The 25930-nt window shown below is 39.2% G+C and carries 23 protein-coding genes and 1 tRNA gene; 15 read left to right on the top strand and 9 right to left on the bottom strand.

Annotation, left to right across the window (positions count from 1 at the left end; translation table 11 throughout):
- Positions 1–11: 11 nt before the first annotated feature.
- From NBG71_RS14055 to aspA, 8 genes are all read right to left on the bottom strand, one after another.
- On the bottom strand, positions 12–647 hold the full coding sequence (locus NBG71_RS14055; protein WP_075673427.1) for an OB-fold-containig protein: 636 nt from the start codon (positions 645–647) through the stop codon (positions 12–14).
- Between the two features lie 302 nt (positions 648–949).
- Entirely contained in the window at positions 950–1597 is a 648-nt protein-coding gene (locus NBG71_RS14050; protein ID WP_164530724.1) for a CPBP family intramembrane glutamic endopeptidase, read from the bottom strand.
- A gap of 310 nt (positions 1598–1907) precedes the next feature.
- Positions 1908–2381 (bottom strand): type II toxin-antitoxin system YhaV family toxin, encoded by a 474-nt coding sequence (locus NBG71_RS14045; RefSeq protein WP_075673429.1) that lies wholly within the window; start codon positions 2379–2381, stop codon positions 1908–1910.
- 6 nt (positions 2382–2387) lie between these two features.
- Positions 2388–2723, bottom strand: a complete 336-nt coding sequence (locus NBG71_RS14040; protein WP_075673430.1) for a type II toxin-antitoxin system PrlF family antitoxin — start codon at positions 2721–2723, stop codon at positions 2388–2390.
- A gap of 275 nt (positions 2724–2998) precedes the next feature.
- Positions 2999–3074: transfer RNA gene (locus NBG71_RS14035), tRNA-Phe, on the bottom strand.
- A gap of 296 nt (positions 3075–3370) precedes the next feature.
- On the bottom strand, positions 3371–3943 hold the full coding sequence (dicD, locus tag NBG71_RS14030; protein WP_075673431.1) for a division control transcriptional repressor DicD: 573 nt from the start codon (positions 3941–3943) through the stop codon (positions 3371–3373).
- Between the two features lie 183 nt (positions 3944–4126).
- The gene (locus NBG71_RS14025; RefSeq protein WP_036934359.1) at positions 4127–5452 is read right to left on the bottom strand and encodes an anaerobic C4-dicarboxylate transporter; all 1326 of its coding nucleotides are present in this window, start codon (positions 5450–5452) and stop codon (positions 4127–4129) included.
- Between the two features lie 158 nt (positions 5453–5610).
- On the bottom strand, positions 5611–7035 hold the full coding sequence (gene aspA / locus NBG71_RS14020; protein WP_072069056.1) for an aspartate ammonia-lyase: 1425 nt from the start codon (positions 7033–7035) through the stop codon (positions 5611–5613).
- 374 nt (positions 7036–7409) lie between these two features.
- Between aspA and NBG71_RS14015 the strand changes: the two genes are divergently transcribed.
- From NBG71_RS14015 to NBG71_RS13995, 5 genes are all read left to right on the top strand, one after another.
- On the top strand, positions 7410–7916 hold the full coding sequence (locus tag NBG71_RS14015; RefSeq protein WP_075673432.1) for an FxsA family protein: 507 nt from the start codon (positions 7410–7412) through the stop codon (positions 7914–7916).
- A 169-nt stretch (positions 7917–8085) separates the two neighbouring features.
- Complete coding sequence (locus tag NBG71_RS14010; protein WP_036914050.1) at positions 8086–8379, top strand: co-chaperone GroES; 294 nt, start codon at positions 8086–8088, stop codon at positions 8377–8379.
- A gap of 52 nt (positions 8380–8431) precedes the next feature.
- A complete protein-coding gene (gene groL, locus NBG71_RS14005) occupies positions 8432–10078 on the top strand; it encodes a chaperonin GroEL (RefSeq protein WP_250916942.1) in 1647 nt (548 codons plus the stop codon).
- Positions 10079–10267: 189 nt separating this feature from the next.
- Complete coding sequence (locus NBG71_RS14000) at positions 10268–11899, top strand: Na+/H+ antiporter (RefSeq protein WP_075673433.1); 1632 nt, start codon at positions 10268–10270, stop codon at positions 11897–11899.
- 324 nt (positions 11900–12223) lie between these two features.
- Positions 12224–12568 (top strand): DUF4156 domain-containing protein, encoded by a 345-nt coding sequence (locus tag NBG71_RS13995; RefSeq protein ID WP_023582946.1) that lies wholly within the window; start codon positions 12224–12226, stop codon positions 12566–12568.
- A 106-nt stretch (positions 12569–12674) separates the two neighbouring features.
- Here the strand turns inward: NBG71_RS13995 and epmB are convergent, their stop codons facing one another.
- Positions 12675–13703 carry an EF-P beta-lysylation protein EpmB gene (gene epmB, locus NBG71_RS13990; protein WP_075673434.1) on the bottom strand — a complete coding sequence of 343 codons (1029 nt, stop codon included), beginning with the start codon at positions 13701–13703 and terminating at the stop codon, positions 12675–12677.
- Positions 13704–13747: 44 nt separating this feature from the next.
- Here epmB and efp point away from each other — a divergent pair, with 44 nt between their 5' ends.
- The 10 genes from efp to NBG71_RS13940 all read left to right on the top strand — a co-directional run bounded on the left by efp (position 13748) and on the right by NBG71_RS13940 (position 25922).
- On the top strand, positions 13748–14314 hold the full coding sequence (gene efp, locus NBG71_RS13985; RefSeq protein ID WP_036934346.1) for an elongation factor P: 567 nt from the start codon (positions 13748–13750) through the stop codon (positions 14312–14314).
- 730 nt (positions 14315–15044) lie between these two features.
- Positions 15045–15521 carry an RpiB/LacA/LacB family sugar-phosphate isomerase gene (locus tag NBG71_RS13980; protein WP_075673435.1) on the top strand — a complete coding sequence of 159 codons (477 nt, stop codon included), beginning with the start codon at positions 15045–15047 and terminating at the stop codon, positions 15519–15521.
- 156 nt (positions 15522–15677) lie between these two features.
- Positions 15678–16574 carry a pirin family protein gene (locus NBG71_RS13975; protein WP_250916941.1) on the top strand — a complete coding sequence of 299 codons (897 nt, stop codon included), beginning with the start codon at positions 15678–15680 and terminating at the stop codon, positions 16572–16574.
- Between the two features lie 318 nt (positions 16575–16892).
- A complete protein-coding gene (locus tag NBG71_RS13970; RefSeq protein ID WP_075673437.1) occupies positions 16893–17513 on the top strand; it encodes a 4Fe-4S dicluster domain-containing protein in 621 nt (206 codons plus the stop codon).
- 1 nt (position 17514) lies between these two features.
- Positions 17515–19530: a hydrogenase 4 subunit B gene (hyfB, locus tag NBG71_RS13965; RefSeq protein ID WP_099659720.1), complete on the top strand. Its 2016-nt coding sequence runs from the start codon at positions 17515–17517 to the stop codon at positions 19528–19530.
- A gap of 12 nt (positions 19531–19542) precedes the next feature.
- On the top strand, positions 19543–20493 hold the full coding sequence (locus tag NBG71_RS13960) for a respiratory chain complex I subunit 1 family protein (protein WP_069369756.1): 951 nt from the start codon (positions 19543–19545) through the stop codon (positions 20491–20493).
- Between the two features lie 6 nt (positions 20494–20499).
- Entirely contained in the window at positions 20500–21951 is a 1452-nt protein-coding gene (locus tag NBG71_RS13955; RefSeq protein WP_075673439.1) for a hydrogenase 4 subunit D, read from the top strand.
- Between the two features lie 12 nt (positions 21952–21963).
- A complete protein-coding gene (gene hyfE / locus NBG71_RS13950) occupies positions 21964–22614 on the top strand; it encodes a hydrogenase 4 membrane subunit (RefSeq protein ID WP_036934333.1) in 651 nt (216 codons plus the stop codon).
- Between the two features lie 4 nt (positions 22615–22618).
- On the top strand, positions 22619–24187 hold the full coding sequence (locus tag NBG71_RS13945) for a hydrogenase 4 subunit F (RefSeq protein ID WP_075673440.1): 1569 nt from the start codon (positions 22619–22621) through the stop codon (positions 24185–24187).
- A gap of 1 nt (position 24188) precedes the next feature.
- The gene (locus NBG71_RS13940) at positions 24189–25922 is read left to right on the top strand and encodes a hydrogenase large subunit (protein ID WP_075673441.1); all 1734 of its coding nucleotides are present in this window, start codon (positions 24189–24191) and stop codon (positions 25920–25922) included.
- The last annotated feature ends 8 nt before the right edge of the window (positions 25923–25930 follow it).

Raw genomic sequence — 25930 nt, 5'->3', positions numbered from 1 at the left:
CAATGTGGATATTAACGATGAAATTCATCTTCCGTTACGACTTGATAACTGTGAGTGAGCGCGTCATAACTAATAATAACTACGCTATCCCCTCGTTTAATATTTTCTTTTTCAGGCGCTCTAATTTGTAAAATTAAACCCGCACCTCCATCTTCTAAAACAGCTTCACCTTTGTTTTCTGTTACATTCGCTGATCGTACTATGGCTAATTTACCTATCAGTTGGTGTACTGATTTAGGCTTATTACGTGACATCAGTTTTTTACGGATCGGTTTTAAACAAACCGCAGTAAGATTAAGTGCAATAAAAGAAGTAATGATAAAGGCAATAAAACCCGTTAAATAACGAATAAAACTTGTTTCAATAGCATTGATAATCCAATAATTAGTAAAGTAACTGATAAACCAGCCAAAAAGGGTGAATAAAGTTAAAATAATGGTGACAGGAATACCCGCTAATCCTAATTTAGTTAACCAACCAGCAAGCCCTGTTGCATCAACATTGATATCTAATTCACTATCAATATTAAATAAATCAATATCTAATAATCCAAAAGCAGCGCAGAGCCAATAGAAAGAGATAATAATAAGTAATGCACTAAAAATAATGCTGGGAAAAGCTAGGCTATTTTGGAAAAACAAATTCATAAAGGTTCTCTTAATTTAAGAAAATGGCAATGTTATTGTCATATTAATATCTCTTATCATACTTTAAAACGTTGAAAAAGCATGTAGTTATAATCACATTCTCTATTTGTTTTTCAATTTTATTTTTTATAGAATTTAATATAACTTATTGAGATGATTATAAATAATATTCGGTATTATTGTGTATAGAATCAGATCATTCTCTAAAAAATAATAAAAATATTTTCATCTATTAAGTATCATTTCTTTTTAAGTTAATAAGTTTTTTATTATAAAAAATAGAAATATACTAAATAAAAACTCTATAACATTAAAAAAACGATACTGATTGTGTTGTGTATTCCATGTAACACTATCGGCGCGATTAATGAACGAGTTCCTATTCTGATTTGGCAAAAAACAACACCCACAACAAAAATAAGGATAAACGTAGTGATTGACTCATATTGAGTGTGCATCGCTGCAAATAGAAGTGACGAGAGAATAATGGCAATCCATTTGCCTATATTGCCATACCACATACCTGCATTTAGTAGAAAACCTCTAAAAATGATTTCTTCAGTAATTGGAGCAATAAAAATAACAGAAAGAGCAAATAAGAAGAAGGCAAAGCCTGTAATAGATTCGATTTCTGTAATCCATGAATCATCTTCAGAGCCTAAAAATAAACTAATAAAATATAATCCCACTAAGGCTAAAAAAGGGGCTTTTAGTGTGTTCCATTGAAGGCGACCTAATGGCATTAATTTAATATGTTTTTGATAGGCAAGCCAAATAATCAAGCAGTAGGGGAGATAAATAAAAAAACTTACCAATGAGATGATATAAGGCGATTGAAATAGTGCAACAGGAGAGGGAGTCAGCAATAGACTAAACGATGAGAAAAAATAACCTACAAAGGCAAGTGCGCAGATAAAGGAATGAGAGATCCGGTCTTTGGGAAATTCCATTTTTGGTGATCCTTGGGTGATAAATCATACCGTTTAGAGCGATATTATAGAAAACAGAGTTTAGATATTAATTATATCTAATGAAAATGATATTACTCTACTTTAATAATTAAGATGAAAATCAATAATTATAAAATATTTTGTATATTCTATTTTTCATTTCCAAAAAATGATAATGTTCTTCACTAAGAGATTTATTGTATTTCTAAAAATTATAGGCAAATATTCAATCGATTATTGACTTAATAAGAATTATCTTTTTTTGTAAACAAAAACTTATCACATTAAAAAGGTGATAAGAGATAGAAATTTAAGGATCCTGACAGTCAGCTTCATTTATACAGTCACTAAATAAATCATTCCAATTTTTAGGTGGATGACCTTTCTTTAGTTTTTTCTCAAAGACTCGGTAAGCATCAGTTTTATTGCCATAAGTTCGCAAAGTATCATTATCATTTATCCATGCCAGAATGATGATCTTTTCCTTAAAACTGAATCTAAAAAATAAACGATATCTTCCATTTACTAATTTAATTCGTGACCAATTTTTATTTTCTTCTCCTAAAGTATTACCCAACCTAAACTCTGGTGCCCGTGGGTCATTTGTGATGTTTACTATAGATTTCAATACATGAGCAAAAATTTTTGTATCTGCTTTTTTCTGATAATCTTCGGGATATTTTTTTTTCAGAGCTTCGACTTTTTGTAGTAATTCATCATATTGTTGTTTAAAGCAAGGATGTGCGTAGATTGTCCATCCATTCAAATCTGTAGGGAAATCCATATTATTTTATTCGTTATCGGTGATGTCATCGTCAAGGTTGATATCCATACCTTCAACTAATTCAAAACCACGAGATATATCGAGAGGTTGAATGGTTTGAGGATGATTAGTTATATCTTGAGCGAGAAAATTAAGAAACGATGCCATAACAGGATCTTCAGATCCATCGCTGTGACGTGAGATAAGTACATCACCAGTGCTTAGTAATTTGTAGTGAATACGATCTCCACCACTAAGATGTAGAGCTTCTCTAATTGACGCGGGAATTGTGGTTTGATGACGTTCTGTTATTTTTGAATCAGCTTCAAGAGCGATGTTGTCAGTGCAAACGTGGGTTAGCATGATTTGCTCCTTTTACTTACGGTGTATGTTTTATGAACTGATTATAGATAATAGAAGAAAACAATGCAAATGCATTGCAATGTGATTGCATTGTTTTTTGCTCTAAAATTAATTGAAAATCTATGAATACGACTATGTTTTTAATGTATGAATTGATGTGAGATTACGTCAGTGTTGTTAAATATAGTAAGAAAAGAAAATAGCTAGGATCTTGAGAATGATTTTCAAACCGCTAGAAAGCAAAAAACCAGCCCTAAGGCTGGTTTTTCTAAATATGGTGCCCGAACTCGGAATCGAACCAAGGACACGGGGATTTTCAATCCCCTGCTCTACCGACTGAGCTATTCGGGCTAACGAGGCGCATTAAACCGTATTCAGCGTGATGCGTCAACGTCTTTTTAATAAAAAATGCAAAAATAAGTTTGTTTGCTTTCTTTTTATTCTATTCGAGTTTAAATTTTCATCATAAGCTGTTTTTTAGTAAAAAAATGCTTAAATAACAATCAGTAAAGATATTCACTTTTTTGCATATCAAAGAGAAATCTTTCTCTTTTTTTGATGATTTAATTTATTTTTGCTACTCAATAGATAGAAATTGAGCACAAGCGAAAAAATAACTCATTTCTTTCGTTTTTCAACACTCAAAACTAACTTAGCGCACCATTTTTACGGCATTGAGCAATCTTAAGAATATCTTCCGCCAATAATTTTGCTGTAATAATATCATCAGCGTGATGATTCACCATTAAACGGCTTAAACAGCCTTCTAAGATGAGTTCCATCTGTTTAGCAACTAACTCACTATCCTCGATATCAAGCTCGCGTAGTAGCGTTCTAGAGTAATCGAATGAGCTTTGTTTTTGACGTTGGCTTAATTGGTGAATTTGAGAGTGCTCATCAGGGTATGCGCTACATGCTGCAACGAATAAACAACCAGGAAAACGGTTTTTCTCTAAACGTATGGCCAACTGATCATAACGGGCAAGTAATTTTTGTTCGATAGTCAATTCTTCATCTAGCATGACTTGGCGTTGCCAAATATCAATTTGCTGTCCGTGGTGGCGAAGACAATCAAAAATCAATGCGTCTCTATCAGGCCAAAAAGGGTGAAGGTCAGATTCATTGATACCCGAATCTTGAAGAAGCTCGGGTAAAGTCGCCGCTAAGCCATATTGCTCTAGCTGGATAAGTACGTGGTCTAATAACGCTTCACGTTGCACGGAAATCTCCTTAAATCACGTTGTCGCGAAAACATCATAATTAGCAGACTTTAACTAAAAATGAAAGCAAGAGGCGAGAGGGTAAAATGAAAATACCCCATCTTGCGATGGGGTATTTTCTTGTTTTTTTATTTCTTGTCAGCGCAAGGCGCTTTTTGCAATGTTTTAATTTTTTACTTCAAACTACAGGATCATACCGCCGAAGAGGAAACCAAATCCGACAGCTAATACCACACCAATAGTACCTGGGATAAAGAATGGGTGGTTGAAGACTAATTTACCGATACGGGTTGTACCTGTGTCATCCATTTGAACTGCCGCAACCAGTGTTGGGTAAGTTGGCAGAATGAACAGACCAGAAACTGCAGAGAAAGAAGCTATTGCAGTTAATGGAGATACACCTAGTGCTAAAGCCATTGGCATTAACGCTTTCGCTGTTGCTGCTTGAGAATATAACAGCGCAGAACAGAAGAAGAAGATAACGGCTAATAACCAAGGATGGCCAGTGATTAAATCACCTGCAGTCAGTTTGATCCAATCGATGTTGCTTGAAACGAAAGTATCACCTAACCATGCAACACCCAGAATACAGATACATGCACTCATACCTGCTTTAAAAGTACTTGAATTGAGGATAGTATCCGTTTTCACTTTACAGAAGATAGTGATAAGGGTTGCAACACTCAGCATGATGATAAGAATAGCGTTAGTGGTATTCATTAACGGCTCTTTCACGATACCTAAACTTGGGCTGTTGATAACAGCATAAGTTACAACGCCGATAACACCCAGTAGGAACAGCATTACAGATGATTTAGCACCAGGTAATGTTTCTCTACGTTCTTGGCTACCACGTAACTCAACCAGACCTTGTTCTAAACGTTCACGATAAACCGCATCATCTGATAGTTTTGAGTTAAATACCCAGGAGATGATGAATGACATCAGAATGATTGCAAGGAAAGTCGCTGGTAATAAGATAGACAGCAGAGTGATGTAGCTTACTGTATTACCTTCACCGACCATTGCTGGATTTTCCATGACAGAGGCCATGTAAACAACAGCAGCAGAGATTGGAGATGCAGTAATACCGATTTGAGCTGCAACAACACCTGTTGATAAAGGACGGCAAGGTTTGATGCCTTGTTCTTTTGCAACTTCTGCGATAACTGGCAGTGTTGCTAAAGAGATGTTCCCTGTACCTGCAAATAGAGTTAAGAAATAAGTCACAATTGGCGCAAGAATTGTGATGTATTTTGGATTACGTCTTAACAGTTTTTCAGTTTGGCCAACAAGGTAATCCAAACCACCAGCAACCTGCATCGCAGAGATTGCGGCAATAACAGCCATAATGATGGAGATAACATCAAAAGGGATTGAACCAGGTTTAACACCGATAGCAGCTAAAACCAAAACCCCTAAACCACCGGCAAACCCGATACCAATTCCCCCAAGTCTCGCACCGAGGAAAATGGCCAGCAGAACGATAATCAATTCTACGGCTAACATAGCGTTTACTCCTTGAGATAATTAAAAAAATGAGAAAGATAAGTTAAATTTTTGTTTTTACAATCAAGTAAAAAGGCACGTCTCTTAAAGAGTCCGTGCCTTGTATTTTTAAGAGCTCATTCTTATGTTTAACAGTGTCATGTTATAAAACACAATTATTAATCATCGAAGCGTTTTGCTTTGTAAGCCGGGTTTTTTAAGTTCTCAACAGAGAAGATATCATCCAGTTGTTCTTCGGTTAATAAACCGCGTTCTAGAACAACTTCACGTACACTCTTACCTGTTTCAGCACAAATCTTACCAACGATGTCGCCGTTATGGTGACCGATGAATGGGTTCAGATAAGTAACGATACCGATTGAATTGAATACGAAGTGTTCACAGATTTCTTTATTCGCAGTGATACCATCAACACATTTTTCTACTAAGTTACGGCAAGCGTTGCTTAACAGAGAGATTGATTCGAACATTGCTTGACCGATTGCTGGTTCCATTACGTTTAATTGTAATTGACCTGCTTCAGCTGCCATTGTTACACATGTGTCATTACCGATAACTTTAAAGCAAGCTTGGTTAACAACTTCTGGAATTACTGGGTTTACTTTAGCTGGCATGATTGAAGAGCCTGCTTGTAGTTCTGGAAGATTGATTTCTTTCAGACCTGCACGAGGACCAGAGGACAGTAAACGTAAGTCATTACAGATTTTAGACATTTTCACAGCTAAGCGTTTTAATGCACCGTGAACCATTACATAAGCACCACAGTCAGAAGTTGCTTCAATTAAGTCTTCTGCTGGAACACAAGCTAAGCCAGTTACTTCTGCTAGTTTTTCAACAGACAGTTTTTGGTAACCCGGTGCTGTATTCAGACCAGTACCGATAGCTGTTGCACCTAAGTTCATTTCTAACAGTAACTCAGCAGTGCGTTTCAGGTTTTTGATTTCTTCTTTCATCAGTACAGAGAAAGCGTGGAATTCTTGACCTAAAGTCATTGGTACAGCATCTTGTAATTGAGTACGACCCATTTTCAGGATGTCTTTGAACTCAACCGCTTTTCTATCAAAACCTGCTTTCAGCAGTTCGATAGATTCAGTTAATTTGATAACAGAGTTATAAACCGCTACACGGAAACCACAAGGATAAGCGTCGTTTGTTGATTGGCTCTTATTGACGTGGTCATTTGGGTTTAAGTATTGGTATTCACCTTTTTGGTGGCCCATTAATTCCAGACCGATGTTTGCGATAACTTCATTGGTATTCATATTTAATGAAGTACCAGCACCGCCTTGGAATACATCAACTGGGAATTGATCCATGTGTTTACCTGTTTCTAATACTACGTCACAGGCTTTGATAATCGTATCAGCGATTTCACGAGGAATAGTGTGAAGTTCTTTGTTTGCTAATGCAGCAGCTTTTTTCACCATTACCATACCGCGGATGAATTCTGGAACATCATTGATGGTACGATCACTGATGTAGAAGTTTTCAATTGCACGTAAAGTGTGGACGCCGTAGTAAGCATCAGCAGGAACTTCTCTTTTACCTAACAGGTCTTCTTCGATACGAGTTTTATTTGACATGAGAACCTTCTTATTAAAATTTTAACTGTCTAGTTATGCGCTTGTTAATAAAATATATCGTTAACGGTTAATAATGTAATATAACTTACCGTTTTGCTTGGTACTGGCATGATCATATTCGGGTTGTGAACAAATACCTTTAAGCTGGATCACTTTATAAGTAAATAACGTCTAAATATTTTCTTTTTGTGATCTATCTCATGGATTTTACAGTTCTACTGCTCTTTTTAACGCCCCTTGAAAAGGAGTGTTAGGCTCCCCATTATTATGTAGATAAACTAAGAAAAAGCGAGTTCGTAAACCATCACCTTAGATGTAGTTCACACTCCTTTCTATTAATAATATGAATCTTTTTTTATAAAAAGGAGAACCAAGTGCGTTGGCTCCCATTAATTATTATCTGCCTTCTTATCTACGTAGAAGCTGTTATTTTCGTCAATGTGGCATCTTCTATTGGCGTTCTTACAACACTATTCCTTGTGGTGCTAACTTCTTGTGTTGGTGTCTCACTGGTAAAAAATCAGGGCGTAAAAAATATTGCTTCAATGCAACAAAAACTCGCAGTAGGTGAAGTCCCCGCAGCAGAAATGGTGAAAAGCGTTTCGTTGATACTGGCGGGTATTTTATTGTTGATCCCAGGCTTCTTTACGGATTTCTTGGGCTTGCTGTTGTTATTACCACCATTGCAAGCGCTATTAGTGACGAAACTGATCTCTCGAATTCGAGTTTATTCAGCAGGTCATGGTCAAAGTGGATTTTCTTCTAATCAGAATGGAACAACATTCGAAGGTGAATTTCAGCGTAAAGAGGATTCACCGAGTAACCAGCTGAATAATAAGGCTGAAGATCAGGATAACGACCATTTTTCTGATAAAAAATAATTAGCCCAAAGCATAATCAACTAAAATGGGGAAAATTTGAAAAAAAATCACACTTCTCCCCTTGAAGTTTTACCGGATGCCCCCACCTGTATCGTCATGGTACTGGTTCATCTTGGGCACTGGTATCAACCTTAATCCTGATATGGACTTTTTTATAGGAGCACTATTAATGAAGATTCGTCCATTACATGACCGTGTTATTGTTAAACGTAAAGAAGTCGAAGCTAAATCAGCAGGCGGTATCGTACTGACAGGCACAGCGGCGGGTAAATCTACTCGTGGCGAAATTTTAGCCGTAGGTCAAGGCCGTATTATGGAAAACGGCGACGTTAAACCGCTAGATGTTAAAGTTGGCGATATCGTAATTTTTAACGACGGTTATGGCGTTAAAACAGAAAAAATTGATAACGAAGACGTGCTTATCATGTCTGAAAGCGACATTTTAGCAATTGTAGAAGAATAATTTTTCTCTTTTAAGATCTTCTTAAACTGAACGAATTCAAAGGAAATATACGATGGCAGCTAAAGACGTCAAATTCGGTGTAGATGCTCGTAATAAAATGTTACGTGGTGTTAATGTTCTTGCAGATGCAGTTAAAGTAACTTTAGGCCCTAAAGGTCGTAACGTTGTTTTAGATAAATCTTTCGGCGCACCTGTTATTACTAAAGATGGTGTATCTGTTGCACGTGAAATTGAACTCGAAGATAAATTCGAGAACATGGGTGCACAGATGGTGAAAGAAGTTGCTTCTAAAGCCAATGATGCGGCAGGTGATGGTACTACAACTGCAACAGTATTAGCACAATCAATCATTGCTGAAGGCTTAAAAGCAGTTGCTGCTGGCATGAACCCAATGGATCTGAAACGCGGTATCGATAAAGCTGTTATTGCAGCAGTCGAAGAACTGAAAAAACTGTCTGTTCCATGTTCAGATACTAAGGCGATTGCTCAGGTTGGTACAATTTCTGCTAACTCTGATGAAACCGTCGGTACTCTGATCGCGCAAGCGATGGATAAAGTTGGTAAAGAAGGTGTTATCACCGTTGAAGAAGGTACTGGCTTAGAAGATGAGCTAGACGTTGTTGAAGGTATGCAGTTTGACCGCGGTTATCTGTCTCCTTACTTCATCAACAAACCAGAAACGGGTACAGCAGAATTAGAAAACCCATTCATTCTGTTAGTTGACAAAAAAGTTTCTAACATCCGTGAATTACTGCCTGTATTAGAAGCCGTTGCTAAAGCTAACAAACCTCTGCTTATTATTGCAGAAGATGTTGAAGGTGAAGCACTGGCAACATTAGTTGTGAACAACATGCGTGGTATCGTTAAAGTTGCTGCTGTTAAAGCACCTGGCTTTGGTGATCGTCGTAAAGCAATGTTGCAAGATATTGCAACATTAACTAACGGTGCTGTGATTTCTGAAGAAATCGGCATGGAGTTAGAAAAAGCGACATTAGAAGACTTAGGTCAAGCAAAACGCGTTGTTATCAACAAAGATACAACAACAATTATTGATGGTTTAGGTGATCAAGACGCAATCAGCGGTCGTGTATCTCAAATCCGTCAACAAATCGAAGATGCAACTTCAGATTATGACCGCGAAAAATTACAAGAACGCGTTGCTAAATTAGCTGGCGGTGTTGCAGTAATTAAAGTTGGTGCAGCAACTGAAGTTGAAATGAAAGAAAAACGTGCTCGTGTTGACGATGCTCTGCATGCAACTCGCGCAGCAGTTGAAGAAGGCGTTGTTGCTGGTGGTGGTACTGCTCTGGTTCGTGTTGCTAACGCTCTGCGTGAGATGGTTGGTGATAACGAAGAACAAACAGTAGGTATCCGCGTTGCATTACGTGCAATGGAATCTCCAATGCGTCAAATCGTTGCTAACGCAGGTGAAGAACCATCTGTTGTTGTAAACAACGTGAAAGCGGGTGAAGGTAACTACGGTTATAACGCTGCAACTGATGCTTACGGCGATATGATTGATATGGGTATCTTAGATCCAACTAAAGTTACTCGTTCTGCACTGCAATTTGCTGCGTCTATCGCAGGTCTGATGATCACAACAGAAGCGATGATCACAGATTTACCTAAAGACGACAAAATGAATTTAGGTGGCGCTGGTGGTATGGGCGGCATGGGTGGAATGGGCGGCATGATGTAATTCATCAGCTAACTGTTTTACACGAAAAACCCGAGCTTAGGCTCGGGTTTTTTTATATCGTTTTATTTCAGAATTATCAGATAATTTATTTTTTATATAATTAGAAACAACTTATTTCTTTACAACTAGACAACAGATCGTTTTTACTGCACCGCTTAAAAAATAATTAAATAAATTGGGGTGTTCACCATGTCTGTTGTCGCCATTGTGCTTATCTTTCTTTTTGCTGTGATTGTGAGTGTATTTATCTCTCGATTGCTGTCAGAAAAAATTCCTTTGCCATTAATTCAAATTGCTGTCGGAGCCTGTTTATCTATCTTTGGCTTTGAAGTTGATTTTGATCCGCATCTTTTCTTATTCCTATTTATTCCTCCATTGCTCTTTTTAGATGGTTGGCGTATTCCCAAAGAGGCGTTATTCCAAGAAATTAAACCGATTATGTCGCTGGCAATTGGTTTAGTTGTGGTGACAGTGATTGGTATGGGCTTTTTTATTCATTGGCTTATTCCTTCAATTTCGCTTGCTATCGCTTTTGCATTAGCAGCAATTTTGTCACCAACCGACCCTGTTTCAGTCTCAGCAATGACTGTCAACTCGCCACTTCCTTCGCGTATGACGCATATTTTAGAAGGCGAATCATTGCTTAATGACGCCACAGGTTTAGTCTGCTTTAGCTTTGCTGTTGTGGCTGCATTAACCGGCTCTTTCTCTATTGCATCAGCAACAGGGCAATTTTTATTAGTGGCTTTAGGTGGTGCAGCAATTGGTTTGATTGTGGCTGGCGTGATTGGTCGATTAAATCAGTTTTTGGTTAAACGTACTGGTGAAGATCCGGCTATCCAAATCTTGATAAGCTTATTGATGCCATTTATTGCTTATTTATTGGCTGAGCATTTCCATGTATCGGGGATCTTAGCCGCAGTTGTTGCTGGTATTGCAATGCACTACGAAAAAATTGTGGGTCGTATGCAAGCCGCTACACGTATGCAAAGTAAAGCGGTTTGGGATACTGTTCAAGTTGCACTTAATGGGATGATTTTTATTTTATTAGGTGAACAACTTCCTGCGATGTGGAAGGTGTTACCTGAAGTGACGCAATCAGCAGGTGCGACTAATCCTTGGGCGGTGGTAGGTTACATCATCGTTATTACAATAGGGCTTGCCGTATTGCGTTTTACATGGGTGTGGATCTCTATGTCACTGACAGTATTCCGCTCTCCTGATAAACGTTTATCTCGCCATGATCTGCGTTTAATGGCCATTATGGCAACTGCAGGAGTACGAGGTGCAATTACACTAGCAGGTATCTTAACCCTTCCTTTATTAATGACAGACGGTTCACCTTTCCCAACCCGTGATCTCGCTATCTTTATTGCTATGGGCGTTATTCTTTGTTCATTATTAATTGCAACTATTGCATTGCCGATTTTAACCAAAGGGCTATCAGAAGATTTACCTTATGAGAATGATGAAATTCGTACACGTCTGGCATTAAACGAAGCGGCGATTGCGCATATTAATGAGTTGATGAACCAGCCTTGTGAAGATCTTGATGAGATGTCACTACGCAATGAAGCGGGTTCGCATTTATTAGAAATCTACAGTCGTCGTCTTGATAGTGAAGACAGTGTGCAAGAAGGCGCACTTGATCTGAAACGCTTGTTTAGCATGGAACGCCAGTTGTCGCGTAGTGCGTTAAAAATAGAGCGTGATACATTACAGCAGTTACGTAAATCACGTCATATTAGCGAGCATATTTTTCATCGTTTACGCCATGAATTAGATTTAAAAGAAGAAGCGTTGAATCATCATTTGAGTTAATTTGGCCAATATTATCTTCAGATAGCGGTTTGCTGTCTGAAGATTTTTAAAAAATGAACTAATTGTGTGTTCATTCTCGCACTGTACAGACCGAAAATAAGGCAGATCGTTTTAAAAGCATAAAAGCAGTGTAGAATAAGGGCATTGTTGCTTTGTCTATCTCAAAGCCGAATTTGTACGTTAAAATAAGTTTGAAGCGAAAATAATATCTTAAGGCTATTGGCTAATGTGAGATAGTGATGATGATTTATTTTTGCGCATAATAGGGATGACAAGGTATATTGTTGTCGTGACTAAACGGACACTCAAATAAATGAGGGGATCATGCGAATTAAATTGTTATTGGGAGCTGCTGCAGCGTTGTTACTAGCAGGCTGTTCTGCAACAAACACATTAAGCACTGCTGGCTCACAGGTACAAATCACTGATACGCAACCAGGCAGTGAATGCCAATTATTAGGAACAGTGACAGGTGTTCAAAATAACTGGTTATCAGGTTCCCGTACTGAAAGCCAATCACTGCGAGGTGCTGCTAACGACTTACGTAATAAAGCAGCCGCAATGGGTGGTAACGTTATTTTTAACGTTGGTACTGGCGCAGGTAGCTTTGTTGATAGCTTTGCACCATTAGATAGCAAAATGAGTGGGCAAGTTTATAAATGCCAGTAAGGGCATTTAATTTATTCACTATTTATTAGTCTGCTAATAGATAAAAAGCTGTAGTCACTTCATCTGTTTGAACTGAGCTACAGCTTTTTTGTTTTTGTGATATTTATTATTGCTGGCGTAACCCAAGATCTAACAAAGTTTTACTCGGTTCACCGCCGATTTCACGTGTGAGTTTGGGCACCATATAACCTGATACTAAGCTCATCAGTCCTTTCATAATTTCTCTAGCTTCACTGTCTGGCACCATAAAGTGAGCCGCCCCTTGTACTTTATCTAGAACATGTAAGTAATAAGGCATAATACCTGCATCAAATAAGGCGCGACTTAAATCTGCAAGGACTTCAGCACTGTCGTTAACCCCTCGTAATAACACACCTTGATTCAATAAAGTGACATTGGCATTTTTTAGCTTTGCACAGGCTTCTCTCAATGCATCATCAATCTCATTGGCGTGATTGGTATGCAATACCATGATATTTTGCAAACGTGATTGTTGCAGGCGTTTACATAGCGCATCAGTGACGCGAGCAGGAATAACCACAGGTAAGCGAGAGTGGATACGTAAACGTTTAAGATGTGGGATCGCTTCTAGTTGTGTTATTAACCAATCAAGCTCATCATCTTTCGCCATAAGAGGATCGCCCCCAGAGAAGATGATTTCATCGAGTTTTGAGTTATTTTTGATATACTCTATTGCCTTTTGCCAATTCGCCTTGTTTCCTTTGTTATCTTCATAAGGAAAATGACGACGAAAACAGTAGCGACAATTGACAGCGCAACCACCTTTGACCAGAAGCAATGCACGATTCTGATATTTATGTAATAAACCTGGCACCGCATTTTGTTGCTCATCTAACGGATCCGTAGAAAATCCCGGTGTTATGGTAAATTCAGCATTTGCAGTTAATACTTGTAAAAGTAATGGATCGTTAGGATCGCCTTTTTTCATGCGTGCAACGAATTCACGGGGAACCCGTAGCGGAAAAAGCCGTCGCGCCTGAGCCCCTTTTTGGAGATCAGCGTGATGTTCCAATGCTAAAAGTTGGAGTAATTCAACAGGATCACTGATTGCCTGCGCGAGTTGTGTTAACCAGACTTCTCTGGTGGGGTGATTATGAGTTACAATGTGTGCCATTTTTTGGCTATGCCATTTTAAATTAAAAAAGTTAGAGGATATTCATGGCTTCTTATAATACCAACGATTTTCGTTCAGGTCTTAAAATCATGTTAGATGGCGAGCCAGCCGTCATTACTGAATGTGAATTTGTTAAACCAGGTAAAGGTCAGGCATTTGCTCGTGTGCGTCTGCGTAAACTGATTTCTAACAAATTACTGGAAAAAACATTTAAATCTACCGATTCTGCAGAAGGTGCAGATGTCATGGATATCAACTTAACTTACCTGTATAACGACGGTGAGTTCTGGCATTTCATGAACAATGAAACATTCGAACAACTCGCTGCAGACGAGAAAGCCGTTGGCGAAAATGCTAAATGGTTGATCGACCAAGCTGAGTGTATCGTAACACTGTGGGATAATCGTCCTATTGCTGTTATTCCACCAAACTTTGTTGAATTAGAAATCGTTGATACTGATCCAGGCCTGAAAGGTGACACCGCGGGTACAGGTGGTAAACCAGCAACATTAAGCACTGGTGCTGTTGTTAAAGTTCCACTGTTTGTACAAATCGGTGAAGTTATCAAAGTTGATACTCGTTCAGGTGAATATGTATCGCGTGTAAAATAATCGCATAGATTATTTTACTGAGTGTAGCGTTAAGCACAATAAATAATTACCGCAGATAATGTTAAATATCTGCGGTATTTTTTTATTTTAATTTATAAATATTGATTAATAGGCAGTGTTTTCTTTCTAAAAATTTGAGTGATTTGTATTACTGCATTATTTAATTTTTTGTGTTATTATTTTGTTTCTGATTTATTTATCCTTTTATTATTCTGATGCCAAAATAGAATGCCATATTCAATATTGGAATTGGTAAAAAATAACCGTTTTCTTAGAATGGGTGTGTAGGTTGTTTTGGTAAAGATAATCCACAGCAATATTTATTTAAGTTATTTTGATTTTCCTTTAAGAGATATTGAAGAGTATAGATAAAAACATTAATCCTGTAATATTATTGATCTTTATTTTATATTTTAGTTGTACTAGGGAAACCCTTTCAATATAGACATTTACTTTGATATATCTCTTTTGTTTTTTTATTAATTCAATTTATGAAATAATAATTTAGCGATATTCTATAGGTTAATTACCTTCTTTATGGAATGAGTTTCCATTTCTTTATTTCTTCTTTTTTTTTGTAAATCCCTCATGCTTAAACACAAATAATAGAATTTTAATCTATACTTTATTTAGGTTAAATATAAATAATAGTCTTTGATTTTATTTTTAATTTCAATTTTATCAACGGTTTATGTTTGCCTGTAGTGCTTGAATTAATTTAGGAGGCTATATGGAAAATAGAACGATTATTATGGGCGCTGATCCTTCAGGATTTGAACTTAAAAATACGATTAAATCGTATTTGTTAGAAAAAAATCACACAATAAAAGATCTCACTGAATCAGGGCCTATTGGCTATTGTGATGTAGGTGATAAAGTTGGTTCAATTATTTCTGAGCATCCTGAATATATTGGCTTTGTGTTCTGTGGTACAGGAATGGGCGTGAGTATTAGTGCGAATAAACATAAAAATGTTTATTGTGGTGTATGTGAAAGTATCACAACCGCCCGTTTTTGTAAGGTCATTAATAACTGTAATATGATGGCAATGGGTGGATTATTAATAACACCGTTTAAAGCTAAAATGATGGTTGATGCTTATTTATCAGCAAATTTTACAGAAGGTTTTTCTGAAGCAACACCAGAAGATTTGCAATCTGGCTTAAATTCAATGAGACAAATAGAAAAGAAAATTTATAAAATTTAAGTCATTATTATTCACTTTTATAAGCCTGAATTATCAGGCTTATTTTTTACTTAAGTAATATATTTTGCTTATTAAATAGATAAAGGTTTAGTCTCTATACTAGGTAATAAATAAAGCATTTTTATGGCTTAACAATAAATTAAAAGTAGGTGAACAATGGAACATCAACACGCTGATACAGTAAATGCCCCATTACGTATTACCTCTAAAACCCGTGATGTTGGAGGAATTGAAACTTATCGTGCTTTACCTGATAAAAAACAACGATTAGTTGGACCTTGGTGTTTTCTCGACCATTTAGGCCCCACTGTTTTTAATGACACTGTCGATAAATTAGCTATTTCTCCACATCCCCATATTGGCTTGCAAACTTTTACTTGGATGTTAGAAGGGGAGATTTTGCATCGCGATAGCCTCGGTTTTCAGCAAGTTATTCGACCTCAACAAGTGAATTTAATGACAGCAGGTCACGGTATTAGCCATTCAGAAGATAGTCACGGTGATAAAAAAGAAGTCCATCTAGCACAATTATGGATAGTGCTACCAAACGATAAAAGAAATATGCCACCGCGCTTTGATCACTATCCTGATCTCCCTAAATGGCAAGCCGATGGCGCTGACTTCACGTTACTAATTGGTGATTATCAAAACTACAATTCCCCAGTATTACGTTTATTACCCATGATTGGCATGGATATTATGGCAAAACATGCCACTCGCATTCCTTTATCATTAAATCCTAAATATGAATATGGGCTTTTTGTCTTAACTGGAGACATGACAATAGAAGGGGAAAGCTTTGCTGCGAATGAACTTGCTTATATTGGAATACAACACACTGAATCATTAACGATTGCTCTAAGTGATAATGCTCAAATTCTTTTCTTAGGTGGCGAACCTTTAAATGAAAAAATTTTGATGTGGTGGAATTTTATTGGTCGTAGCAAAGAAGAAATTCAACAAGCAATCACCGATTGGAATGCAGGCAGTGAGCGTTTTGGTAAAGTGGTTAATGATGAAAGAATACCTCTGGTATCGCCTTTAATGCCTTAATCTTATGTTATAAAAAATATCAATATTACGTATTTAAACTTAGCTGAGTTACCTAAAGATAATTCAGCTATTTTTTTCTTTGTGCTCCGCCATTTTTGATACCTAATTATAGTGACGACGAAATTACTGTTTAGAACTCACCACTTACTGTCAACGTCATTATTGTCGACACGTCATTCTTAATCCTTTCTTGTATTTCTATCTCAATGATTTTTATCACAAATAAATTAAATTCTCTCTTGGCACGAAATATGCTTCATCTAAAGAAAAATTGACGACAGTAATGCTGTTAAACGTTTTTCTCGGAGGATGTGGCGAATGAATCGCTTTGTAATTGCAGAGCCACAACGATGCATAGGGTGTAATACCTGTATGGCAGCTTGTTCAGAAGTTCACCAAGCTGTGGGTTTACAGGCGCATCCGCGTCTTACAGTGGTAAAAGTGGAGGATCAGACAGCACCGATGCTTTGTCGGCACTGTGAGGATGCTCCTTGTGCTCGCGTGTGCCCAGTCAATGCCATCACTCATGAAGATAATATGATCTTTCTTAATGAGAGCCTGTGTATTGGCTGTAAGTTGTGTGGTCTGGTTTGCCCTTTTGGTGCAATTACACCATCAGGCAGTAAACCCGTTAACTTACCGGCTGTTTTTGAACACTTTGTGCCTGAAGAAATGTTGGCTGATGTACCAGCAAGCCTTCCAACAACCAACCCATTCCTTGCATGGAATGTGGGTGTCCGCGCAATCGCAGTGAAATGCGATTTATGTGCTTTCTCAGATGAAGGCCCTGCTTGTGTCAACGTATGTCCAACCGATGCATTGCATTTAGTTGAAGAAGACAAACTTGAAGAGCAGATGAAAACGCGTCGCTTAGGCTCAGTGATGGAACCAATTACCAGTCTTGACGATTTATCTACTTTAACACAGGAGCGGAAGTAATATGGAACCTCTTCAGTTACTGCTGTGGTCAGTCATCCTGTATGTTGTTGGTGGCGTTATTGCACTGTTTTTAAAAAAACAGGAAGGGTTGGCAATCCTTATTTCAGGGATCAGCGCAATCATTGGTGGTGTCTTAGGTATTTTAAGTGCATTACCAGTTATTTTGGGTGGTGAAATCGCCACTTTTACCGCCGCAGGGCCTTTCGATTTTGCCGCCTTTGTAGTGCGTATGGATATGTTAGGCGCCTTTATGGTGTTCGTCATTTCATTACTGGTCAGCGTGTGTGCACTTTATTCTCTTGCTTATGTACAAGAATATAAAGGACGTGGCGCTTGGAGCATGGGATTCTTTATGAATCTGTTTATTGCTTCTATGGTTGGCTTAGTGGTGATGGATAATGCGTTCTACTTTATTATCCTATTCGAAATGATGTCACTGGCTTCTTGGTTCTTAGTGATTGCTGACCAAGATGACGAATCTATTCACGCAGGTTTACTTTACTTTTTTATCGCTCACGCAGGCTCCGTGTTAATCATGATTGCCTTCTTCTTGATGTGGCGTGAAAGTGGTAGCCTTGATTTTGATTCATTCCGTCAACTCTCTCTTTCTCCTGCAATGGCCTCTGTGGTGTTCTTACTGGGTTTCTTTGGTTTTGGTGCCAAAGCCGGTATGTTGCCATTACACAGTTGGTTACCAAAAGCTCACCCCGCAGCACCTTCACATGCATCGGCATTAATGTCTGGTGTGATGGTTAAAATTGGTATTTTCGGGATAATCAAAGTCGGTATCGATTTATTAGGTGCCACAGAAATGTGGTGGGGAATTGTTGTCCTCGCATTCGGTGCAGTTTCTTCCGTACTGGGTGTTATGTACGCATTAGCAGAGCACGATTTAAAACGTTTACTTGCATGGCATACCGTTGAAAATATCGGCATCATCTTAATGGGTGTGGGTGTTGGCATGGTAGGAATGGCAACCGACCATCCTGTTATTGCTGCACTTGGTCTGTTAGGTGCTTTATATCACTTATTAAACCATGCGGTGTTCAAAGGGTTATTATTCCTTGGTGCTGGCGCCATTATTAACCAAATTCACACTCGTGATATGGATAAGATGGGTGGATTAGCCAAACTGATGCCTTACACTGCAACAGCATTCTTAATTGGTTGTATGGCAATTTCTGCGTTACCGCCATTAAATGGTTTTGTGAGTGAATGGTATACCTATCAGTCTCTATTCACGATGAGTCACGAAGGTAACTTTGTGATGCGTTTGAGTGGTCCTATTGCCATTATTATGTTGGCAATTACAGGGGCATTAGCGGCAATGTGTTTCGTGAAAGTTTATGGGGTTAGCTTCTGTGGTGGCCCTCGTAGTGAGCAAGCAACAAAAGCAAAAGAAGTGCCACTACCAATGACGATTGCGATGGGTTTATTAGCGCTTTTCTGTGTTGTGTTAGGTGTGGGTGCTGCTTTTGTCGCACCGATTATTGCAAATATTGCAATGTCTCTTAGTGAAACCAGTGCATTAACTGTAGCTCAAGGCTCAATGCTTGTTCCTGATGCTGCATCGCAAGCAATGTTCTCTCCTGCATTAACATTTGTTTTATTAATTGCTCTACCGCTTATCCCATTCCTGATTTACCTCGGCCTGAAAGGCAATCAACCAGCGTTTCGTCGTAAAGGTAATCCTTGGGCGTGTGGTTATGTGTGGGAAAAAGATATGGCAGTGTCAGCAGGTGGCTTTACTCAAGCATTACGTAGCATGTTTGCACCACTTTATCGTATGCGTAAACAACTTGATCCATCTCCATTGCTGTCTCGTGGTTTTAATAAAACACAGCTCGGTGCTGAAAAGGTCGAACCATTCTGGGATGAACGCATTATTTATCCTCTGGTTCGTGGTATCCAACGTTTTGCAAAACGTATCCAATGCCTACAAGGCGGGGATTTCAGACTCTATTGTCTATACGTTGTCGCAGCGCTGGTCATCTTGCTTTTAGTCATCGCAGCGTAAGGAGAGGGACTTATGACTTTCCAAGAAGCACCTACGTTAATGATGGGAATATTCGCGCTAATACAAGCACTCTTTTTGTTGGCGATAACCCCATTATGTACAGGTATTTCGCGCACAATTCGCGCCAAGATGCATTCGCGTCAAGGCCCCGGAATTCTGCAAGATTATCGAGATATCTTTAAGTTATTTAAACGTCAATCAGTAGCACCTGAGCAATCTGGTGTGATCTTCCAAGTGATGCCGTATGTGTTACTTGGAAGCATGCTGGTGGTTGCTATGGCGTTGCCTGTCTTTACAGCAACATCACTGTTTGCAGGTGCGGCGGATCTTATCGCACTGATTTATCTATTTGCACTTTATCGTTTCTTCTTTTCTTTATCTGGTTTGGATTCAGGAAGCCCATTTGCTGGCATTGGTGCTAGCCGTGAATTAACACTGGGTGTGTTAGTTGAGCCTATCTTAGTGTTATCACTGATTGTGGTGGCTTTAATTGTAGGCTCAACCAACGTTGGCACTATCAGTGCAACACTGGCTCAAGGTTGGGTATCACCCACTGCAACACTGTTAGCTTTATTAGCTTGTGCTTTTGCCGCATTTATCGAAATGGGCAAAATGCCATTCGACGTTGCGGAAGCTGAACAAGAGTTACAAGAAGGGCCATTAACTGAGTATTCAGGCTCTGGTTTTGCGATGGTGAAACTGGGTCTTGGTTTAAAACAAGTGGTAGTGGCTGAACTGTTCTTAGCCATATTTATTCCTTTCGGTAAAGCAACAGAATTCACCTTTATTGCATTGCTCATTGCGCTAGTTTTAATGGCAGTGAAATTGTTAGTGGTGTTTGTATTAGCGTCATTGGTTGAAAACAGTTTAGCGCGTGGTCGCTTCTTACTGACTCACCATGTGACATGGTTAGGATTCGGTGTTGCGGCACTGGCTCTTGTTTTCTATTTAACCGGTCTATAAGGAGCGATGATTACAATGGAAAATATAGCTCTTGCGACCTTACTCATCCCATTTGCGGGGGCGTTGATTACGTCCTTAATGCCAAATCGGATGGCGAAGTGGTTATGTACACTGTTCGCTTTATTAGCCACATTAGGAACGGTTGTTTTAGGTTGGCAGTTCCTCGCTGAAGGTAAAGTCGATACCACAATTACGCTAGTACAATATGGTGATGTTGCGCTCTTTGGTTTTACCATTGACCGTGTCAGTACATTGATTGCTTTCGCTGTTGTGTTCTTAGGATTGTTAGTAAGTTTTTACTCTACTGGCTATCTGACCAATGGCAACCGTGAGCATCCACATGATGGTACTCGTCGCTATTATGCCTTCTTGCTGATTTTTATTGGTGCAATGGCGGGTTTAGTCCTTTCATCGACTATTTTAGGGCAACTCCTGTTTTTCGAAATCACCGGGGGATGTTCTTGGGGATTAATCGGCTACTACCAATCTGAAAAATCACTTCGCTCAGCAATGAAAGCGTTGTTGATCACTCACGTTGCTTCAATAGGTCTTTATCTTGCGGCAGCAACCCTGTTTGTGAGTACAGGTACCTTTGAGTTAACCGCAATTGCAACCTTAGATGAACCAACCAAATTGATTGTGTTTGGTGGAATTCTCTTTGCTGCTTGGGGTAAATCAGCTCAATTACCACTGCAAGCTTGGTTACCTGATGCGATGGAAGCACCAACTCCTGTGAGTGCTTACTTACACGCAGCATCAATGGTAAAAGTCGGTGTTTACATCTTTGCTCGTGCGATTATGTCAGCAGATGGTAATGTCCCTCATCTTATTGGTTGGGTGGGTATTACCATGGCGGTTATCACGTTGATTTATGGCTTTATGATGTATCTGCCACAAAAAGATATGAAACGCCTGTTAGCATGGTCAACCATCACTCAGCTCTCTTATATCTTCCTTGCATTATCTATTTCTATCTTTGGACCGCGTGAAGCGTTTGAAGGTGGTATCGCTTATATCTTTAACCATGCCTTCGCTAAAAGCTTGTTCTTCTTAGTTGCGGGTGCGTTGAGTTATAGCTGTGGTACTCGTATGTTGCCTCGCTTAAAAGGGTTAATTAACAAATATCCATTATTGGGTGTCGGTTTCTGTGTTGCTGCACTGGCAATCGCAGGTGTTCCACCAATGAATGGCTTCTTTAGTAAATTCCCAATTTTTGCCGCAGGTTTTGAACTGTCGAGTGTTTTCTGGGTGATGACACCAATTATGGTGCTAGTACTGATTGAATCTGTTGCTAGCTTCACTTGGTTTATCTATTGGTTTGGTCGTGTTGTTCCTGGCAAACCAAGTACAGAAGTTGCACAAGGGCAACCTGTTCCTATGGCAATGCAAATTGTGATTGGAATACTGATTGTGATGTCCTTTGCATCCAGTGTTATCGCAGTCACTTGGCTAGGATAAGGGAGATAAATCATGACTGGAGCACTTATCGTAAACAATCTAGCGGGGTTAATGATGATCACCTCGCTGCTGGTAATTGGCGCTAAAAAGCCGATTGCTTCATGTTGGTTCTATGCATTGCAATCTTTCGTTTTAGTGATGATCTTCGTCACTTTAGCCAATACATTAGATGCACACCAACTCACACTTTGGGCGATCACCGCCTTCTTTACTAAAGTTCTGCTTGTGCCACTTATTTTAGGATTTGCATTCCGTAAATTATCCGATCCTAGTGCGAATATCAGTGTTATTAGCCCTGCACTTTTAATGTTGTTGGCTGCTGTTATCGTTATTTTAAGTTGGTTTGTGGTTGAGCCAATTCAAATACCAATGGTTGTTGATTTGAAACCTGCACTCGCAGTTTCTTTAGGACATTTTATGTTGGGTCTGCTTTGTATCGTGACTCAACGAAATATCCTAAAACAAGCTTTTGGTTACTGCTTAATGGAAAACGGCTCTCACTTAACACTGGCACTATTAGCGTGGAGAGCACCAGAACTGGTCGAAATCGGTATCGCCACTGACGCCATCTTTGCTGTGATTGTTATGGCAGTGTTGGCTCGTAAGATTTACCGCACGCTCAACACACTGAACGTGGATCAACTGACCGCGCTGAAGGGGTGAGGAGATGAACCAAACAACCATGTTAACAATTTTAATGTTTGCACCGTTGGTATTTTCAATACTGGCGTTTCTAAGTCCGTTATTAAAAGCGGGTGCGCGTCCTGTTGTGACGGGGATTCATGCTATTGGTATCACCGTATTGTTAATCGCTGCATTAGGGACTGTGGCAGATGTCATGTCTCATGGCGAAATATTGGCTGCTGCTAATTGGGTTCATGTGGATAGCCTAGGCGCATTATTCCTTGCCATCTTAGGTATTATCGGCTTTTTAACGGGGCTTTATTCTATTGGCTATATGAATCACGAAGTGGATGAGGATGAAATCTCAGTACGCACTTTGTGTAACTACTATGGATTCTTCCACCTCTTTTTATTCACCATGTTATTAGCAATCACGAGTAATAACTTGATCTTAATGTGGGCGGCCATTGAAGCAACAACTCTAAGCTCTGCATTCTTAGTCGGAATTTATGGTCAACGTTCTTCTCTGGAAGCTGCGTGGAAGTACATCATCATTTGTAGTGTGGGGGTGGCGTTTGGTCTTTTTGGTACTATTTTGGTTTATGCCAATGCCGCAAGCTTTATGCCTGATCCAGATCAGGCCATCTTCTGGACTGAAGTGTTGAAATATACAGACCAGTTAGACCCAACACTGATGCATTTAGCTTTTGTCTTTATTTTAATCGGTTTCGGTACCAAAACGGGTTTATTCCCAATGCACGCATGGTTACCCGATGCGCACAGTGAAGCGCCAAGCCCAGTCAGTGCGCTGTTATCAGCTGTACTACTGAATTGCGCGCTATTAATCATCATTCGTTACTACATTATTATTGATGCGGCAATCGGTACTGAATTTACACGTAACTTACTGTTAATCTTTGGCTTCCTCTCTGTTGCTATCGCGGCGTTCTTTATTCTTATTCAGCGTGATATGAAACGTCTTTTAGCGTATTCCAGTGTGGAAAACATGGGATTAATTGCCGTTGCGTTAGGAATTGGCGGACCAATTGGTATTTTGGCCGCTTTATTCCACACCTTAAACCACAGCCTGGCGAAAGCACTGTTGTTCTGTGGCTCCGGTAACGTGTTATTGAAATACGGTACTCGTGATTTAAATGTCGTGAAAGGCATGTTTAAAGTGATGCCATTAAGTGCCGCTCTTTTTGCTGGTGGTGCTTTAGCGTTAGGCGGTATGCCTCCTTTCAACGTCTTTATCAGTGAATTTATGATTGTTGTAGCAGGTTTAGCTTCTCAGCACATTGGCTTAACTATCCTATTATTATTGTTATTGACAGTAGTATTAGGTGGGTTAGTTCGTATGGTGGCTAAAACTGTCTTTGGTCCAAAACCTGATGTTGTTGCTAAAGGTGAACTGGGAATTTTAACCACATTACCAATGGTCATTCTGATTGCACTTATGCTGTTAATGGGAACTCACATTCCTAAGCCTGTCAGCGAGTTGTTAGAAAATGCCGCTAATATCGTGATGAATATTGATAAAAGTGAGTCACCTACTTATGCATGGCCAACGGCTTTAATCAGCAATCCATCCACATCGGTTCAGGAGATGTAACGTGAGCTACCAAAATTATGTCAGTAGAAAAGAGGGAAAAGAACTAGGTGGAGATTATGTTGCCAAAGTTCGTGAAAAATTCCCATCAGCTGTTCTTGATGAAGAGCGACAAACCGCTGATCAATTGACGATAACAGTAAAAACGGAATCACTTCCTGAAGTGGTGGAATACCTGTATTACGGCTTAGGCGGTTGGTTACCTGTTTTATTTGGTAACGACGAACGTAGTTTAAACGGGGACTATGCTGTTTACTACGCATTATCAATGGAAGAGGGTGAAAAATGCTGGGTGGTTGTAAAAGCCCACGTTAGCCCAATCACTTTAGAATTCCCGTCAGTAACACCGCGTGTACCCGCTGCTGTATGGGGGGAACGTGAAATCCGTGATATGTATGGCCTTATCCCAGTTGGTTTACCTGATGAACGCCGTTTAGTGCTTCCAGATGACTGGCCTGAAGAGATGTATCCACTGCGTAAAGATGCGATGGATTATCGCCAACGTCCAGCACCAGCGACTGAAGTTGAAACTTATCCTTTCTTGAATGAAGGTAAGCAAGATGCGCGCGTTGTACCAATTGGTCCTATGCACATTACCTCAGATGAACCAGGACACTTCCGCTTATTCGTAGACGGTGAAAATATTGTCGATGCTGATTACCGCATGTTCTATGTTCATCGTGGTATGGAAAAACTCGCTGAAACCCGCATGGGTTATAACGAAGTCACATTCTTATCAGACCGTGTGTGTGGTATCTGTGGTTTTACTCACAGTGTGGCGTATGTGACTTCTGTTGAAAATGCGTTAGGCATTGAAGTGCCTCGTCGTGCGCATACTATTCGTTCAATCTTATTAGAAGTTGAACGTCTTCATAGCCATTTATTGAATATTGGTTTAGCTAGCCACTTTACAGGCTTTGATACTGGCTTTATGCAATTTTTCCGTATTCGTGAAAAATCAATGCAGATTGCAGAAATGCTGACCGGTGCGCGTAAAACGTATGGCTTAAACTTAATTGGTGGTATTCGTCGCGATATTTTAAAAGATCAGCGTCTGAAAACAATTCAATTAGTTAGAGAAATGCGTAAAGAAGTCACTGAATTAGTGGATATACTTCTGTCCGCGCCAAATATGGAACAACGTACTGTCGGCGTAGGTATCTTAGATAAGAAAGTCGCTCGTGATTTTAGCCCAGTAGGTCCAATGATCAGAGCGAGTGGCTTTAAACGTGACGTGCGTTTTGATCACCCATTTGCAGATTATGGCAATCTTCCATTAACTCTCTTTAGTTATGAAGGCGGCGATGTCTTCTCTCGTGTGATGGTGCGTATCAAAGAGGTTTTAGATTCAATGGCAATGATTGAATACGCCTTAGATAACTTACCAGAAGGCCCATTATTAACCGAAGGCTTTACTTATCAACCCTATAAATTTGCATTAGGCTTTACTGAAGCGCCACGAGGCGAAGACGTTCACTGGAGTATGTTGGGTGATAACCAAAAATTATTCCGCTGGCGTTGCCGTGCTGCAACTTATGCTAACTGGCCTGTATTACGCTATATGTTGCAAGGAAATACTGTCTCTGATGCACCGTTAATTATCGGTAGTCTTGACCCTTGTTATTCCTGTACTGACAGGGTAACGCTCGTCGATGTGAAAAAACGTAAATCTAAAACAGTTTCTTATAAAGAAATTGAACGTTACAGCATCGAACGTAAAAATTCGCCGCTCAAGTGAGGGAATGA

The sequence above is a fragment of the Proteus sp. FZP2095 genome (assembly GCF_023701425.1).
GTDB classification, from domain to species: Bacteria; Pseudomonadota; Gammaproteobacteria; order Enterobacterales; family Enterobacteriaceae; genus Proteus; species Proteus cibarius.
This window is presented reverse-complemented; position numbering and strand designations above follow the sequence as displayed.